12 protein-coding genes and 1 tRNA gene are annotated in these 15,909 nt (G+C 71.9%); 5 read left to right on the forward strand and 8 right to left on the reverse strand.

The genetic code is table 11. From position 1 onward, the window contains the following. Positions 1 to 149 precede the first annotated feature (149 nt). Entirely contained in the window at positions 150 to 1,937 is a 1,788-nt protein-coding gene (locus ABCS02_RS04595; protein ID WP_345834416.1) for an ABC-F family ATP-binding cassette domain-containing protein, read from the forward strand. Between the two features lie 163 nt (positions 1,938 to 2,100). Here ABCS02_RS04595 and ABCS02_RS04600 read toward each other — a convergent pair whose 3' ends face one another. After that, positions 2,101 to 2,667 carry a GNAT family N-acetyltransferase gene (locus tag ABCS02_RS04600; protein ID WP_345834417.1) on the reverse strand — a complete coding sequence of 189 codons (567 nt, stop codon included), beginning with the start codon at positions 2,665 to 2,667 and terminating at the stop codon, positions 2,101 to 2,103. Between the two features lie 47 nt (positions 2,668 to 2,714). On the opposite strand from ABCS02_RS04600, the gene ABCS02_RS04605 reads away from it, so the two are divergent. Then, positions 2,715 to 4,340, forward strand: coding sequence for an acyl-CoA dehydrogenase family protein (locus tag ABCS02_RS04605; protein ID WP_345834418.1), 1,626 nt, complete (start codon positions 2,715 to 2,717; stop codon positions 4,338 to 4,340). A 3-nt stretch (positions 4,341 to 4,343) separates the two neighbouring features. Here the strand turns inward: ABCS02_RS04605 and ABCS02_RS04610 are convergent, their stop codons facing one another. From ABCS02_RS04610 to ABCS02_RS04620, 3 genes are all read right to left on the reverse strand, one after another. Continuing rightward, complete coding sequence (locus tag ABCS02_RS04610) at positions 4,344 to 5,387, reverse strand: hypothetical protein (protein ID WP_345834419.1); 1,044 nt, start codon at positions 5,385 to 5,387, stop codon at positions 4,344 to 4,346. Between the two features lie 57 nt (positions 5,388 to 5,444). Continuing rightward, a complete protein-coding gene (locus tag ABCS02_RS04615; RefSeq protein WP_345834420.1) occupies positions 5,445 to 8,051 on the reverse strand; it encodes a glycosyltransferase in 2,607 nt (868 codons plus the stop codon). Positions 8,052 to 8,124: 73 nt separating this feature from the next. Next, positions 8,125 to 8,655: a MarR family transcriptional regulator gene (locus tag ABCS02_RS04620; protein ID WP_345834421.1), complete on the reverse strand. Its 531-nt coding sequence runs from the start codon at positions 8,653 to 8,655 to the stop codon at positions 8,125 to 8,127. Between the two features lie 81 nt (positions 8,656 to 8,736). Here ABCS02_RS04620 and ABCS02_RS04625 point away from each other — a divergent pair. From ABCS02_RS04625 to ABCS02_RS04635, 3 genes are all read left to right on the forward strand, one after another. Then, positions 8,737 to 8,808 (forward strand) — tRNA-Gln (locus tag ABCS02_RS04625). Positions 8,809 to 8,852: 44 nt separating this feature from the next. Beyond that, positions 8,853 to 10,295, forward strand: a complete 1,443-nt coding sequence (gene glmU, locus ABCS02_RS04630) for a bifunctional UDP-N-acetylglucosamine diphosphorylase/glucosamine-1-phosphate N-acetyltransferase GlmU (RefSeq protein WP_345834422.1) — start codon at positions 8,853 to 8,855, stop codon at positions 10,293 to 10,295. After that, positions 10,296 to 11,273, forward strand: coding sequence for a ribose-phosphate diphosphokinase (locus ABCS02_RS04635; RefSeq protein ID WP_345834423.1), 978 nt, complete (start codon positions 10,296 to 10,298; stop codon positions 11,271 to 11,273). 71 nt (positions 11,274 to 11,344) lie between these two features. On the opposite strand, the gene ABCS02_RS04640 is transcribed toward ABCS02_RS04635, so the two are convergent. The 4 genes from ABCS02_RS04640 to ABCS02_RS04655 form a co-directional block, all read right to left on the reverse strand. Beyond that, positions 11,345 to 11,692, reverse strand: coding sequence for a hypothetical protein (locus tag ABCS02_RS04640; RefSeq protein ID WP_345834424.1), 348 nt, complete (start codon positions 11,690 to 11,692; stop codon positions 11,345 to 11,347). A 117-nt stretch (positions 11,693 to 11,809) separates the two neighbouring features. After that, the gene (gene gndA / locus ABCS02_RS04645; protein WP_345834425.1) at positions 11,810 to 13,270 is read right to left on the reverse strand and encodes an NADP-dependent phosphogluconate dehydrogenase; all 1,461 of its coding nucleotides are present in this window, start codon (positions 13,268 to 13,270) and stop codon (positions 11,810 to 11,812) included. Between the two features lie 111 nt (positions 13,271 to 13,381). Further along, positions 13,382 to 14,797: a glucuronate isomerase gene (gene uxaC, locus ABCS02_RS04650; protein ID WP_345834426.1), complete on the reverse strand. Its 1,416-nt coding sequence runs from the start codon at positions 14,795 to 14,797 to the stop codon at positions 13,382 to 13,384. Next, positions 14,794 to 15,849 carry a LacI family DNA-binding transcriptional regulator gene (locus tag ABCS02_RS04655; protein ID WP_345834427.1) on the reverse strand — a complete coding sequence of 352 codons (1,056 nt, stop codon included), beginning with the start codon at positions 15,847 to 15,849 and terminating at the stop codon, positions 14,794 to 14,796. Before ABCS02_RS04655 ends, uxaC begins: the two co-directional genes overlap by 4 nt. Positions 15,850 to 15,909: the final 60 nt, after the last annotated feature.

Below are 15,909 nucleotides of genomic sequence, written 5' to 3' on the forward strand. Positions count from 1 at the left end.
AGCCCCCATCGACCGCGCGGGTCGGGAACGCGCAGTCCGGTCCCACGATCATCCCACAGCAGGGTGTTCGGTCGGTTTCCCCCAAGGTGGGGGAGCCGGCGCCCCCGCGCAGGGCGGTCCCGGCCCGCGACGGTAGGCTGGAGGACCTCATGGCTCATCTCCTCGGCGCCGAGTCGCTGCACCTCGAATACCCGACCAAGGTCGTCTTCGACTCGCTGACGCTCGGCGTCTCCGAGGGCGACCGCATCGGCGTCGTCGGCCGCAACGGCGACGGCAAGTCCACCCTCCTCTCGCTGCTCGCCGGGCGCATCGAGCCCGACTCCGGCCGGGTCACCCGCCGCCGTGACGTGACGGTCGGGATGCTCGACCAGCGCGACCGGCTGCCGGACGCGCTCACCGTCGGCCGCGCCATCGTGGGCGACCGCGACGAGCACACCTGGGCCGGCGACCCGCGCGTGCGGGACGTGCTGGCCGGGCTCGTCTCCGACGTGCCGTGGGAGGCGACGATCGGCGAGCTCTCCGGAGGCCAGCGCCGCCGGGTCGCGCTCGCCGCCCTCCTCGTGCACGACCACGACATCCTCTTCCTGGACGAGCCGACGAACCACCTCGACATCGAGGGCGTCGCCTGGCTCGCCGCCCACCTGAAGCGGCGCTGGCCGGCGGCCTCCGGCGCTCTCGTGGTGGTGACGCACGACCGCTGGTTCCTGGACGAGGTGTCGACGGCGACCTGGGAGGTCCACGACGGCATCGTGGAGCCGTTCGAGGGCGGCTACGCGGCGTACATCCTCCAGCGCGTCGAGCGCGACCGGATGGCGGCGGTCGCCGAGACCAAGCGGCAGAACCTGATGCGCAAGGAGCTGGCATGGCTGCGCCGCGGCGCGCCGGCACGCACCTCCAAGCCGAAGTTCCGGATGGACGCGGCGGCGACGCTGATCGCCGACGAGCCGGCCCCGCGCGACACCGTCGAGCTCACCAAGCTGGCGACGGCCCGCCTCGGCAAGGACGTGGTGGACCTGATCGACGTCACAGTCGAGTTCCCGCCGAAGACCGTGCTGCGCGACGTCGAATGGCGGATCGCGCCGGGCGAGCGCACCGGCATCCTCGGGATCAACGGAGCGGGCAAGTCCACGCTGCTCGGCCTCGTCGCCGGCACGGTCGAGCCGACCGCCGGCCGCGTCAAGCGCGGCAAGACGGTCAAGATCGCGACGCTCACCCAGCAGCTGGACGAGCTGGAGGCCGTCCGCGACCTCCGGGTGAGCGCGGTCGTCGCCGACAAGCGCACGACGTACCTCGCCGGCGGCAAGGAGGTCTCGCCCGGCCAGATGCTGGAGCGCCTCGGCTTCACCAACGCGCAGCTCTCCACGCCGGTCAAGGACCTCTCCGGCGGCCAGAAGCGCCGCCTCCAGCTGCTGCTGATCCTCCTGGACGAGCCGAACGTCCTCATCCTGGACGAGCCGACCAACGACCTCGACACCGACATGCTCGCCGCGATGGAGGACCTCCTCGACGGCTGGCCGGGCACGCTGCTGGTGGTGTCGCACGACCGGTACCTGGTCGAGCGGGTGACCGACCAGCAGTACGCGGTGCTGGACGGGGCCTTCCGGCACCTGCCGGGCGGAGTGGACGAGTACCTGCGGCTGCGGCGCGAGCGCGAGGCGGCGCCTGCTGTTCCGGCTGTCTCTGCTTCGCCTTCTGCTTCGGCCCCCACGCTGTCCGGCGCCGCCCTGCGCACGGCCGAGAAGGAGCTGGCCTCCATCGACCGCCGCCTCACCAAGCTGGCCGGCCAGGTCGCCGCCCACCACGAGTCGATCGCCCGCCACGACCAGAGCGACTACGTGGGCCTCGGCCGCCTCACCGAGGAGCTGCGCGCCCTGGAGGGCGAGATCGCCGACCAGGAGACCCGCTGGCTGGAGCTGAGCGAGCAGCTGGAGCCCTGACCGCCGCTGCCGCCAACGGAGGACATCCACCCCGCCGCCCCGCCCCGCAGCAGCTACCGGAGGACATCCCGCCCACCCCGGCCCCGATCTCCTCCGCTGCCAACGCGGTCTGCGGCGTCGCGAACGGAGGAGATGCAGCGGCCCCGACCCCGAATATCCTCCCTTACCTGCCTTCCAGCGGCGTGGCGGCCCGGATCTCCTCCGTTGCCAACGCCTCGAACAGCTCCATCCGCACGTTGTAATACGCGTCAGTCGGGCCGAGCCGGCGCATCCCGATCCTCTCGCAGACACCCTGCGACGCCGCGTTCTCGGGGTAGGTGACCGCGATCACCCGCGGGAGGTCGGCGAGCGCCGCCACGAGCAGGGCGCGCGCCGCCTCAACCGCGTAGCCGTGCCCCCAGTGGTCCGGGTGAAAGTGCCAGCCGATCTCGGTGTCCCCGGACGGCCGCAGCGGCTCGGGCCCGGAGGCCGGGATGGGCTGCAGCATCACCGTGCCGACCGGCGTCCCGGCCAGCTCCACGACACGGAACACGCGCAGGTCGTCCTCAAGAGCCCGCAGCCGCGCGATCCGCCGCTCCGCCTCCGCCTGCTCGGTCATCACGGCGGGAGTGCGGCCGAGGAAGCGCGCGACCTCCCACCGTGAGTAGAGGTCGAAGGCAAAGCCGGCGTCCTCCTCGCGCCACGGGCGCAGGAGGAGGCGGTCGGTGGTGAGGGTGGTGGGGATGTGCACCCGGTTGAGCGTAATCGCGACCGGCGCACCCGGATTAGACTCGCCGCATGCCGACGCACACCGTTGTGAATCAGCACGCTGACGCCGTCCTCAACCAGGCCCCGCCGCGCGTCGACCTGGACGAGTTCGCCGCGAACCTCCCGCTGCGAGAGGCCGTCGAGCGCTACGACGCCGACTGGGCCGTATCCGACCTCGGCGCGGTCGGGCGGCTGGTCGGCTCAGCGGATTTCCAGGCCGACGCCGAGCGGGCGAACGTTCGCGAGCCGCAGTTGCGGACCTTCGACCGATGGGGCGCCCGCATCGACGAGGTCGAGTACGACGAGAGCTACCACCGCATCATCCGGGAAGCCGTCGCCGCTGGGGCGCACACCTCCGCCTGGGCCGAGCCGCGCCCCGGGGCGAACGTCGCGCGCGCGGCGACCTTCATGCTGTTCGCGCAGGTCGAGCCGGGGCACGCCTGTCCCGTCTCGATGTCGCACGCGGCCGTCCCCGCGCTCGCCGCCTCCCCGGAGCTCGCGGCCGAGTGGGTGCCGCGGCTGCTGTCCCGCGAGTACGACGGTCGGCTCGCGGCAGGCAAGGCCTCCGCGCTGTTCGGGATGGCGATGACCGAGAAGCAGGGCGGCTCCGACGTGCGCGCCAACACCACGCGGGCGCTCGCGGACGGCGACGGGCGCTGGCTGCTGACCGGCCACAAGTGGTTCTGCTCCGCGCCGATGTCCGACGCGTTCCTGGTGCTCGCGCAGACCGCGGGCGGTCTGAGCTGCTTCGTCGTGCCGCGGGTGCTGGAGGACGGCACCCGCAACGTCTTCCTGATCCAGCGGCTGAAGGACAAGCTCGGGAACCGGTCGAACGCCTCCAGCGAGATCGAGTTCGCGGACACGGTCGGCTACCTCCTGGGCGAGGAGGGCCGCGGCGTGCGGACCATCCTGGAGATGGTGAACCGCACCCGGCTCGACTGCGTGCTCGGCAGCGCGGCGGGGATGCGGCAGGCCGTCGCGGAGGCGGCGTGGCACGTCCGGCACCGCGCGGCGTTCGGCCGCCGGCTGGTCGAGCAGCCCGCGATGACGGCCGTGGTCGCCGACCTGGCGCTGGAGTCGGAGGCCGCGACGGCCGTCTCGCTGCGGCTCGCTCGCGCGCACGACGAGGATGCTCCGGAGGCCGAGGTCGCGTTCCGCCGGCTGGCCACCGCGGTGAGCAAGTACTGGGTCTGCAAGCGCGGTCCCGGCCACGCCTACGAGGCGATGGAGTGCCTGGGCGGCAACGGCTACACCGAGGCGTTCCCGCTGGCCCGGCGGTATCGGGAGCAGCCGGTGATGGCGATCTGGGAGGGCTCGGGCAACGTGATCGCGCTGGATGTGCTGCGCGCCATCGGGCGCGACCCGGCGAGCGTTGAGGCGTTCGACGCCGAGCTCGCGTCGGCGCGCGGGGCGCACGCGGCGTACGACGCGCACCACGACCGGCTGCGCCGCGCGGTGGCGGAGGCGGACGAGTCGTCGGCGCGCACCCTGGTCGCCGCGCTCGCGGTCGCGTTGCAGGCGTCGCTGCTCATCCGGCACGCGCCGCCGGCGGTCGCCGACGCCTTCGTCGCGGGACGGCTCGGGCCGGATCGCGGGTCGCTCTACGGAGAGCTGCCGGCCGGGGTGGACGCGGCCGCGATCGTCGCCCGCGCCTGAGCATCAGGGAGACCAGTCGAACAGGCCGCCCAGCAGTCCGGCCGCGTCAAACGCCGCTCCCGCGGCATCCACCACACTCCCGATCGCGTCGACGATGTCCACGATGTCCCCGAGCGCACCCGCGGCGTTGAGGATGTCCGCGGCCGACTGCGCGACGCCGCCGAGCCCGGCGAGGACCTCCGCGTCGAGGGCGCCGTAGTCGACGGCGATCACCTTCGTCCACTCGCGCTCCATGCCGAAGATCACGGCGTACGGGAGGAGCCGCTCGTGCAGCTTCAGGCGCACCGCGTCGCCCTCCGGTCCGGCGGGCAGCCCCACGGCACCGAGCGGGGACTGGAGCGTCCGGAGCCGGTCGGCCTCCGCGAGCCGCATGTACTGGCGGAGGCCGTCGAGGTGCGTCCGGCGCGCGGTCGCGCCGGCCGTGAACCGGCGCGGGGTGATCCGCGCGGCCACGACGATCTCGGCGACCAGGAGGGCGACGGCGGCCGTCGCGAGGATGCCGAGGAGGAGGCCGCCGGCGAGGAAGGCGATCAGGGCGACGGCCGCGGCGATCAGGAGGACGACCATGCCGGTCTGCATCAGCACCGGACCGGCGACGCTGTCCGCTGCCAGCAGCCCCGCGCGGCGCAGCTGGGAGGCATGCGTCCGGATGAGGTCGCGTACCCGGAAAGCGGTCTCGTCCCTGTGCTTCGAGAGCCGGCGGCGTTTTCCACGGCTCGACGCGAAGAGGGCGTCGATCAGGACGAGGTCGTCGCGTCCGAGCGCGTCCGGCTGCGGGATCTCGATCGCGATCGTGGGACGCCTCCGCTTCGGCGCCGTCTCCGTGAGCACCCGGACGCGCCCGCGGACGGCGAGGTCGAGCAGCGCGGCCGCCACCGCCCGCTTCTCCCGACCCGCGAGGAGGGCGTCCTCGATCACCCGGGCGCCGCGCGGCGGCAGGTACTCGACGACGAGCGAGCGCGGCTGTTCCGCGGTCCGCCGGCCGACCACTATCGCGGTGAGCAGCAGCGCCGCAGCGACGACGAGCAGCGGCACACCGAGGATCATCCCGTCAGCTTAGGAGCAGGCGGACGCTGAACGCCCGCCCCGATTCTGGGGTGGAGGCTACTCCGCCGCCGCGGCCTCCGTCGCCTCGGGGGCCGCACTGCCGGGCCCCGGCGCGTCCAGCGGCACCGCCGACGGCGCAGCCGCCTCCACCTCCGCGGCCGCCGCCACGACCGGCTGCGCGCCGATCGCCCGGTAGAACTCGCCGACGGCCTTGCGGTTGTACCCCGCCCAGTCGAACGCACGGGCCGGGACCTCGCCGCGCAGGAACGCGCGCATCCCGTCCGCGACGCCGTCGACCGTCTGCGGGACGACCAGGCCGGTGCCCGCCGGGAGGGCGTTCTTCGCCGACGCGAACTCGACCGTCACGATCGGGAGGTCGAGGACGAGCGCCTCCAGGATGACCATCGGCTGGCCCTCGTAGTCGCTGGACAGCACGAAGCAGTCCGCCTTCGCCATGATCGCGTGCGGGTTGCGCTGCATCCCGGTCAGGTAGACGGAGCCCTGCAGGCCGAGCGTGGCGACGACCGCCTCCAGGTGCTCCTGCAGCGGGCCGGCGCCGACGATGACCAGCCGGGTCTTCGTGTTCTCGGCGTGGACCTGCGCGAAGGCGCGGATCAGCCGCTCCTGGTTCTTCTCCGGCGAGAGCCGTCCCACGTTGACGAAGGTGGTGACGTCGTCGGCCGGCGCGAGCAGGGTCTCCGCCCAGTCGGGGACGCTGCCGGCCTCCTCGTCGAACGCCTCCCGGCGGAGGTCGCGCTTCGCGTTCTGCAGGATGTGCTCGGCGTCCACGGTGTTGAGGGCCGACAGGAACTTCTCCGGCGGAGCGAACTCCGCCAGCGACGCCCGGTTCACGTCGGACAGGGTGGGGGAGACCGACACCAGGTGGTCGTACTGCGCGTAGAGGGTGAAGAGCTGGGTGAGTGAGTGCAGCATCCGCTTCTCGCCGTTGACCTCGCGGTGCGCGTCGGAGGCGAGGTCGTTGTGCAGCCAGATCGCCCGCTGCGCGTCGGGTGAGTGCAGCAGCAGGATCGCCCAGAACGGCCCGTAGCCGGAGAAGTCGACCACGTAGTCGAAGCGGCTGTCGCCGAAGCAGCGGTACCACTCGTCGTCCCAGAGCTGGTTCTGGGCGGCGGTCTCGGCGTGCTGCGCGGTGCGCCCGCGCCGGAAGTCGAGGTGCCGGGCGACGTGCCGCAGCTTGGCGCCGTTCATCCCGCCGACCCGCGGAAACTGGCGGACCGCCGGGTGGATCTGCTCCTGCTTCCCGATCGCCGCCTGCGAGCCGCTCTGCGCGAAGAACGCCGAGACGTCGTAGCGCTCGTGGTCCAGGTTGTTGAGCAGGTTGAGCGCGGAGGTCGTGATGCCGTTCGGGCGCATCCCGCCCAGGTACAGCAGGATCTTCTCGCGGCCGTCGTCGTCCAGCGAGGTGCGCAGCCGGTAGCCCTCGCGCACGCCGCGGAACACGATGTCCACGACGCGCGCAGCGGCCGAGCCGTCGTCGTACGGGGTGAACCGGCGCTGCATCGCCAGGTACGTCTCCCGCGAGTCGGAGGGCACCCGGTCGCCGTCCTCCGCCACCGCAGCGAGGGCGTCGCCCAGCTCGGGCGCCGACATCAGCACCGGGCCCGGCCACTGCTCCGGCTCGAAGTACAGCCCGCGCGTCCCGGCGTAGTCGGCGAGGTCGGGGGTGAAGAACAGGATCGGGCGTCCGGTAGCGAGGAAGTCGAAGAAGATGCTGGAGTAGTCGGTCACCAGGATGTCGGTGGCGCCGAGCACGAGGTTGGTCGGGATCTCGTTGGGCACCAGCATCCGCGCGAGCTCGGGGCGGTCGGCGGCCAGCGCGTGCACGCTCTGGTGGGTCTTCACGAGCACGGCGTACCGGCTGGTGTCGATGCGCTCCTCCACCTGGGCGATGTGGGAGAGCAGCGCGTCGAGGTCGTCCTCGGGCCGGCCGAAGACCTGCCCCTTCCAGGTCGGCGCGTACAGGATGACCTCGCGGTCGCCGAGCGGGATGCCGGACGCGATCAGGCGGCGGCGCACGTCCTCCCGCTGGGCGTCGTCCAGGAACTGCCGGTCGAGGCGCGGGTAGCCCTCCTCGACGATGGTGCCGCGGTAGATTCCGTCGAGCTTGTACCCGGTGCGGTACATCTGGTCGGTCATGAACTCGTTGGCCGCCAGCAGGTAGTCGGCCTGGACGAAGTTGCGGACGATGTTCGCGGTCGCGAGCGCGCCGCCGTCGATGTCGTAGCCCATCCGCTTGAGCGGGGTACCGTGCCACGTGTTGAGGTAGACCTGCCCCGGCCGCTTGGAGAAGTCGTACGGGAACGTCGCGTTGTTGACGAGGTACTGGCTCGTCGCGAGCGCCCGGTAGTAGGCGGCCGAGCCGTAGCGCACGAAGGTCACGCGCGGGTCGTCGGCGAACTCCTCGACGGCCGCGCGGTACTGGTGGAGGTCGGACAGCGCCCAGATGTGGGTGAGGTGCTTCAGGTCGGGCGCGGCCAGGAGCTCGCGGAACAGGGCCTCCGGGTTGTCCAGCATCCCGTTGCCGGAGAACGACTCGTAGAAGACGGAGCCGAGGACGAGGGGCTGCCGGCGCCAGTGCGCGTGGATCTCGAAGCGGGCTGCGCGCTTCACTCGGGAGGGGAGGCGCTTCAGGGAAAGTCTCATCGCCGACGAGTTTATGAGAGCGGGATAGTAGACACCTGAGAGGATGTGAAGCCCGCGCGGTGAGCGCGGGCGGTCACGCGCCGGCGTCGAAGCCGAGGCTGAGCTTGCGCAGCAGGCCGGCCAGCCGCTCCTGCTCGACCGGGGAGAGCGCCTCCAGGAGGTCGGCCTCCGCGTCCACGAGGCGCGTGATCGCGGCGTCCACGCGGGCCAGGCCCTGCGTCGTCATCTGCACGAGGATGCCGCGGCCGTCGTTGGGGTCGGTGCGGCGCTCGACCAGGCCGCGGGCGACGAGGCGGTCGATCCGGTTGGTCATCGTGCCGGACGACACCAGGGTCTGCTGGAGGAGCGACTTGGGGCTGAGCTGGAACGGCGAGCCGGCGCGCCGCAGCGCCGAGAGCACGTCGAACTCCCACGAGTCGAGGTCGGAGCGGTCGAACGCGCCGCGGCGGGCGCGGTCGAGGTGCCGGGAGAGCCGGTCGACTCGGGAGAGCACCTGCAGCGGCGAGAAGTCGAGGTCGGGGCGCTCGCGCAGCCACGCGCCGACGATGCGGTCGACCTCGTCGCGCGCGCCGGTGCGCGCGCCCGGGTCCTGTGCCTCCGCCATCCCTCCATGCTATTGGGCGCGGCCCTCCGCTCGGCGGCAGCATCCGCCGGGTCTGGCAGACTGTGTGTGCGCGTTGCGCGGTCCGCCTTGGTGTAATGGCAGCACGACAGCCTTTGGAGCTGTGAGGTCCAGGTTCGAGTCCTGGAGGCGGAGCGACGTCTCGACCCGACCTCTGTCTCTAACCCGCCGGGAGAATCATGACCGATCAGAATCTCGCCATCGTCGTCCTCGCCGCCGGCCAGGGCACGCGGATGAAGTCCGCCACTCCCAAGCTGCTGCACCCGCTCGGCGGCCTCCCGATCGTCGGCCACGTGCTCGCGACCGCCCGCGAGCTCGACGCCGCCACTGTGGTCGCCGTCGTGCGCCACGAGCGCGACCGGCTCGCCGAGGTGATCGAGGCGGACCTGCCGGAGGCGGTCATCGTCGACCAGGACGAGGTGCCGGGCACCGGCCGGGCGGTCGAGCAGGCCGTCGCCGCGCTCCCCGAGGGCTTCGCGGGCGACGTGCTCGTGGTCAACGGCGACGTGCCGCTGCTCGACGCCGAGACGCTGCGCGGCCTGGTCGCGGCGCACCGCGCGGGCGGGGCTGCGGCGACCATCCTGTCGTCGTTCCCGGCCGACGCCACCGGCTACGGCCGCATCGTCCGCACCCCGGAGGGCCACCTCGACCGGATCGTGGAGCACAAGGACGCCACCGAGGCCGAGCGCGCCATCGGCGAGATCAACGCCGGCATCTACGTCTTCGGCGCCGCGGCGCTGCGCGACATGCTCGCCAACGTGACCACCGACAACGCGCAGGGCGAGAAGTACATCACCGACGTCATCGGCCTGCTGCGGGAGGCCGGCTTCGACGTCGACGCCCTCCCGGTCTCCGAGTCGTGGCTGGTCGAGGGCATCAACGACCGCGCCCAGCTCAGCGAGGCGGCCGCCCGGCTCAACGCGCTCGTCGTGCGCACCTGGCAGCTCGCCGGCGTCACCGTGCAGGACCCGGCGACCACCTGGATCGACGTGAAGGTCGTCCTGGAGCCCGACGTCACCATCCTCCCCGGCACCCAGCTCCGCGGCGCGACCGTCGTCCGCACCGGCGCCGAGATCGGCCCGGACACCACGCTGGTCGACACCGAGGTCGGCGCCGGCGCGACGGTCAAGCGCACGGACGCCACCCTCGCCGTGATCGGCGACGGCGCGACGGTCGGCCCGTTCTCCTACCTCCGGCCCGGCACCATCCTCGGCGCGAACGGCAAGATCGGCACGTTCTCCGAGACCAAGAACGCCGTGATCGGCGCGGGCACCAAGCTGGCCCACTTCAACTACGTCGGCGACGCCGAGGTGGGGGAGAAGGGCAATCTCGGCGCGGGCGTCATCACGGCCAACTACGACGGCGTGAACAAGCACCGCACGACCATCGGCTCCCATGTGCGGATCAGCACGAACACCGTGCTCGTCGCGCCCGTTAGGATGGGTGACGGAGCGTACACCGGAGCCGGGACGGTCGTCCGGAAGGACGTTCCACCTGGGGCGCTCGCCATCACCGTCGCGCCGCAGCGCAACATCGAAGGCTGGGTCGCGGAGAAGCGGCCGGGCACCGAAGCCGCGCGCGCCGCTGAACAGAGCGGGGCGACGGAAGAGAGCGGAGAGTAAGTGTCAGGGATCACTGCCACCGGCCAGAAACGACTCGTTCTGATCTCGGGGCGTGCGCATCCCGAACTCGCAGAGCAGATCGCCGAGCACCTCGGCAGTGAGCTGGTGCCGACCGACGCCCGCACCTTCGCGAACGGCGAGATCTACGCGCGGTTCGACGAGAGCGTGCGCGGGTCGGACGCCTTCGTGATCCAGTCGCACACCTCCCCGATCAACGAGTGGCTCATGGAGCAGCTCATCATGGTGGACGCCCTCAAGCGCGCCTCCGCCAAGCGCATCACCGTCGTCGCGCCGTTCTACCCGTACGCCCGCCAGGACAAGAAGGGCCGCGGCCGCGAGCCGATCTCGGCCCGCCTGGTCGCGGACCTCTTCAAGGCCGCCGGCGCCGACCGCATCATGTCGGTCGACCTCCACGCCGCGCAGATCCAGGGCTTCTTCGACGGCCCGGTCGACCACCTCTTCGCCATGCCGGTGCTCCTCGAGCACATGCAGCGCGAGCTCGACCCGTCGACGCTGACCGTGGTCTCGCCCGACATGGGTCGCGTGCGCGTGGCCGACATCTGGAGCGACAAGCTCGGCGTGCCGCTCGCGATCATCCACAAGCGCCGCGACCCGCTGGTGCCCAACCAGGTCTCGGTGCACGAGATCGTCGGCGACGTGAAGGGCCGCGTCTGCCTGCTGGTGGACGACCTGATCGACACCGGCCGCACGATCGTGAAGGCCGCCGAGGCGCTGAAGGCCAGCGGCGCCATCGGCGTCGTGGTCGCCGCGACGCACGCGGTGTTCAGCGACCCCGCCGTCGAGCTGCTGCAGTCGGAGGCCATCGACTCGGTCGTCGTCACCGACACGCTGCCGCTTCCGCAGCACAAGCGCTGGGAGGGCCTCACCGTCCTGCCGATCGCGCCGCTGCTGGCGAACGCGATCCGCGAGGTCTTCACCGACGGCTCGGTGACCTCCATGTTCGACGGCGCCGCCTGAGTTCTCCCCTCGAAGGGCACGTAAACGCCCCTAAGACGCTGTTTTAGGGGCGTTTACGTGCCCTTCGGCGTTCAGGGGAGGGCGTGCGGGGCGGAGGGGATGAGGCCGAGAGGGGCGACGAAGGTCGCGTCGCCCTCGGTGTTCAGGGCGTAGCACTGCCATCCCGGACCAGCAGGCGCGAACAGCTCGAATCGGGCCGACGAGCTCACCGCGTCCGGCTGGTAGTGCCGGGTGTAGACGTCGCACGTGTAGTTCGCGGTGTCGGTCTGGATGCTGATCGTCAGCATGATCCCGGGGAGCAGCAGCGCCGTGAGCGCCACGACCACGAACACGCGCGTCGCGATGGTCCGCCTCCGCCCGCGCAGCGGACGGTCCGACGGGTCGTACTCCGTCAGCTCCGGGTGGTCCTCGAACGTCACGCTACGAGTCTGAAGCGCGCGTCCCCCGAACGCAACAACACCGAAGGGCACGTCGTTGTCACTTCCGAGCCCGGAAAGTGACAACAACGTGCCCTTCGGCGGTGGGGGTGGGGAGGGTTAGTGCGAGGAGCCTTCGGTTTCGATTTCTGTGCGGTCGGCGGACCACAGCGTGTGGAAGGTGCCTTCCTTGTCGACGCGCTTGTAGGTGTGCGCGCCGAAGAAGTCGCGCTGGCCCTGCACGAGCGCGGCCGGGAGGTGGGTGGAGGCGAGCGAGTCGTAGTACGACAGCGCGGAGCCGAAGCCGGGCACCGGGACGCCGGAGAGCGCGGCGGTGGCGACGATGCGACGCCAGGCCGCCTCGCCCTCGCGCACGGCGTCCGCGAAGTACGGCGCCTCCAGCAGGGTGGCGATGTCGGGGTTCTCGTCGTAGGCGTCCGCGATGCGGTTGAGGAACTGGGCGCGGATGATGCAGCCGCCGCGCCAGATCTTGGCGATCTTGTCCTTGTTGATGTTCCAGCCGTACTTCTCGGCGCCGGCGATGATCGCGTCGAAGCCCTGCGCGTAGGCGACGACCTTGGAGGCGTAGAGCGCCTTCGACACGTCGTCGGCGAACGCCTTCACGTCCTCCGCCTTCTGCACCTCGGGCCGGGACTGGATAGTGGCCTGCACCGCGGCGCGCTGCGCGGGCTTGGAGGACACGGCGCGGGCGAACACGGCCTCCGCGATGCCGCCGACCGGGATGCCCAGATCGAGCGCGTTCTGCACGGTCCAGACGCCGGTGCCCTTCGAGCCGGCCTGGTCGAGGACGATGTCCACGAACGGGCGGCCGGTCTCGGCGTCCACCTGGCGGAGCACCTCGGCGGTGATCTCGATCAGGTAGGACTCCAGGTAGCCCTTGTTCCACTCGGAGAACACGTCCGCGATCTGCGCCGGCTCCAGCCCGCCGACCGTGCGGAGCAGGTCGTACGCCTCCGCGATGAGCTGCATGTCGGCGTACTCGATGCCGTTGTGGATCATCTTCACGAAGTGCCCGGCGCCGTCGGTGCCGACGTGGGTCACGCACGGCTCGCCCTCGGCGACCGCGGCGATGGAGGCGAGGATCGGGCCCAGGGTCTCGTACGACTCCGCCGAGCCGCCCGGCATGATCGAGGGGCCGTTGAGGGCGCCCTCCTCGCCGCCGGAGATGCCGGCGCCGACGAAGTGGATGCCGGTCGGCGCGATGCGCTTCTCGCGCTCGATGGTGTCGTGGAAGTTCGCGTTGCCGCCGTCCACGATGATGTCGCCCGGCTCGAACCGCTCCACGAGCTGGTCGATGACGGCGTCCGTGCCGCGGCCGGCCTGGACCATGATGATCGCGGTGCGCGGCTTGCTGAGCGACGCGACGAAGTCGTCGATCTGCTCGGAGGAGACGAAGCCGGCCTCGGGGTGGGCGTCCACCAGCTCCTCGGTGCGGGCGTAGGTCCGGTTGAAGACGGCGACGGTGTTGCCCTCGCGCGACGCGAGGTTGCGGGCCAGGTTCGACCCCATCACAGCCAGACCGACGACTCCGATGTTGGCCGGTGCGTGGTTCTCGGGCACGGAGGACTCCTTCGTTGAGATGGTTTGCGTCCAGCGTAGCCGTCCGGCCACGCTGTGATTCGTTGTGTGACGCACAGCGCCCCCACGGCGCTGTGAGGTGCGGCAGGGGCCTCAGCCCAGCCGGAACGTGCTGCGCGGGATGTCGTCCACCAGCCGGTGCGCGAGGGCGAACGCGTCCTCCTCGGCGAGCTGGTGCGTGACGACGAGGGAGGCCAGGAAGGACGCGTCCACCCGGCGCGACATGTCGTGCCGCGCGGGGATGGAGCAGAACGCCCGGGTGTCGTCGATGAACCCGCTGGTCTTGATGAAGCCCGCGCTGTCGGTGATCGCCCGCCGGTAGCGGAGGATCGCCGCCGGGGTGTCGAGGAACCACCACGGCGCGCCCGCGTAGACCGACGGGTAGAAGCCGGCGAGCGGCGCGATCTCGCGCGAGAAGGTCGTCTCGTCCACGGTGAACAGCACCAGCCGGAAGGTCGGGTTGGTGCCGAAGTCGCGCAGGATCGGCGTGAGCGGCTCGGTGAACGACCCGACCGCCGGCAGGTCGTGCCCGGTGTCCGGCCCGTACGCGTCGAACGTGGGCCGGTGGTGGTTGCGGTGCACTCCCGGGTGGAGCTGCATGACCAGGCCGTCGTCGGCGGCCATCTCGGCCAGCCGGTAGAGCATATTGCGGCGGTAGGCGACGGCCTCGGCGGCGGTGACCGAGCCGTCGAGTGCGGCGCTGTGGATGCGCGCGGCCTCCGCCTCGGCCAGCGGCTCGCTGCCGGTGTCGATCACGCCGGTGTCGGTGGCGGTGCCGCCCGCGGCGGCGAACGCGGCCCGACGGACGCGGAGCGCTTCCAGCAGCCCCGCGTAGCTCGACGTGTCGACGTCGGCGCGGGCGGCCAGGCGGTCGAGCCGATCCGCCCAGCCGGGCTCGTCCGGATGCATGTACCGGTCGGCGCGGAAGGTCGGGACGACCCGGCCGGTGAAGGTCGGGTCGGCGGCGAGGCGCGCGTGCGCCTCCAGATCATCCGCCGGATCGTCCGTGGTCGCGAGCACCGCGATCCGGAACCGGTCGAACAGCGCGCGCGGGCGGAACTCCGGCGTCGCCAGGGTGGCGGCCAGCTGGTCGTAGAGCGCGTCGGCGTTCTGCGCGGACGGCTGCTCGGTGAGCCTGAACACCTCGCTGAACTCGGACTCGAACCAGAACCGCACCGGGGTGCCGAGGAAGACGTCCCAGCGCTCGCAAAGAGTGCGCCAGATCGCGCGCCCGGAGGCGGGGGAGGGCACGCCGTCGCGGGCGAGCCCGAGGTCGCCGAGCGGGACGCCCACCGCGTGCAGCATCCGCGTCACGTAGTGGTCCGGCGTGATCAGCAACGCCGCCGGGTCCGGGAAGGGCTCGTCGTCGGCCAGCATCGCCGCAGGCACGTGGCCGTGCGGGGAGTAGATCGGCGCGCCGGCGACGGCCGCGTGCAGCCGCCTTGCGAGGTCGCGCTCGGCGGGGTCGGCGGGGAAGAGACGGTCGGGGTGCGGGGCGAGCGCGGTCATCCGCGTCCTTTCGTCGTGCGGTGCGAGGCGGGCGCGGGCCCGGTGGAGGCCCGGACTGTGAGGTGCGTGGGGAGCGTCGCCGCCTGCCTGCTGACCGGAGCGGCGCTCTCGTCCAGCCGGGCGAGCAGCATGGCGACCGCGGTGCGGCCGGCCTGCTCGATCGGCGCGGTCAGGGTGGTCAGCGGCGGGTTGCAGAAGTCGGCGCCGAAGATGTCGTCGCAGCCGACGAGCGAGACGTCGCCCGGCACGTCGACGCCGCGCTCGCGGAAGCGTGCCAGCATCCCGATCGCCAGGAGGTCGTTGAAGGCGACGCACGCCGTCGCTCCGGCGTGCAGCACGGCGTCGGCCGCCGCCGCTCCGGCGTACTGGCGCGGCGCGAACGGGCCGACCCGGAGCGTCTCCACGTCGTAGCGCTCCGCCGCGTGGACGAGCGCGCGCCAGCGGCGCTCGTTCGACCAGGAGGTCTCCGGGCCCGAGGCGTAGACGATCGAGCGGTGCCCGAGCGACGCCAGGTGCCCGACCGCCTGCTCGACGCCGTTGGGGGTGTCGATGAAGACGTTCGCGACCCCGCGGGTCTGCCGGTTGACCGCCACGATGGGCATTTCGGCCGCGAGCGCCGTCAGGCGCCGGTCGGTCAGGCGGGAGGCGGCGAGGATCGCGCCGTCGAACGACGGCCGCAGCTTGTGCAGCATCCCGTCCTCCAGCTCGTCGGACTCCTCGGTGTCGACCAGGAGTTGCGTGTAGCCGGCGGCCTTGAGCTGCTGCTGCGTGCCCCGGATGATGCCGAAGTAGAACGGGTTCGTGACGTCGGAGACCAGCACCGCGATGCACCGGGTCCGGCCGCTGGTGAGGGCCCTGGCCTGCGAGTTCGGGATGTAGTTGAGGTCACGGGCGGCGCGCTCGATGCGCTCGCGCGTGAGGGCGTTGACCCGGCCCGGATTGGAGAGCGCGCGGGAGGCCGTCGAGGTGGCGACACCGCTGGCGGCGGCCACGTCGGCGAGGGTGGCGGGGCGGTCCGTCCCGTCCGGGTACCCGCGAAGCTGAGGGCTCATGCGCCCATCACAGCACACGATGGCAATTTTTGGCAATCGTTTGCACTTGCATTGCCGCCC

The organism is Microbacterium sp. X-17, assembly GCF_039615055.1.

Coding starts and splice junctions, on each gene's coding strand:
- ABCS02_RS04595 (WP_345834416.1), top strand. CDS start 150: ATGGCTCATCTCCTCGGCGCCGAGTCGCTGCACCTCGAATACCCGACC.
- ABCS02_RS04605 (WP_345834418.1), top strand. CDS start 2,715: ATGCCGACGCACACCGTTGTGAATCAGCACGCTGACGCCGTCCTCAAC.
- ABCS02_RS04610 (WP_345834419.1), bottom strand. CDS start 5,387: ATGATCCTCGGTGTGCCGCTGCTCGTCGTCGCTGCGGCGCTGCTGCTC.
- ABCS02_RS04615 (WP_345834420.1), bottom strand. CDS start 8,051: ATGAGACTTTCCCTGAAGCGCCTCCCCTCCCGAGTGAAGCGCGCAGCC.
- ABCS02_RS04620 (WP_345834421.1), bottom strand. CDS start 8,655: ATGGCGGAGGCACAGGACCCGGGCGCGCGCACCGGCGCGCGCGACGAG.
- glmU (WP_345834422.1), top strand. CDS start 8,853: ATGACCGATCAGAATCTCGCCATCGTCGTCCTCGCCGCCGGCCAGGGC.
- uxaC (WP_345834426.1), bottom strand. CDS start 14,797: ATGACCGCGCTCGCCCCGCACCCCGACCGTCTCTTCCCCGCCGACCCC.
- ABCS02_RS04655 (WP_345834427.1), bottom strand. CDS start 15,849: ATGAGCCCTCAGCTTCGCGGGTACCCGGACGGGACGGACCGCCCCGCC.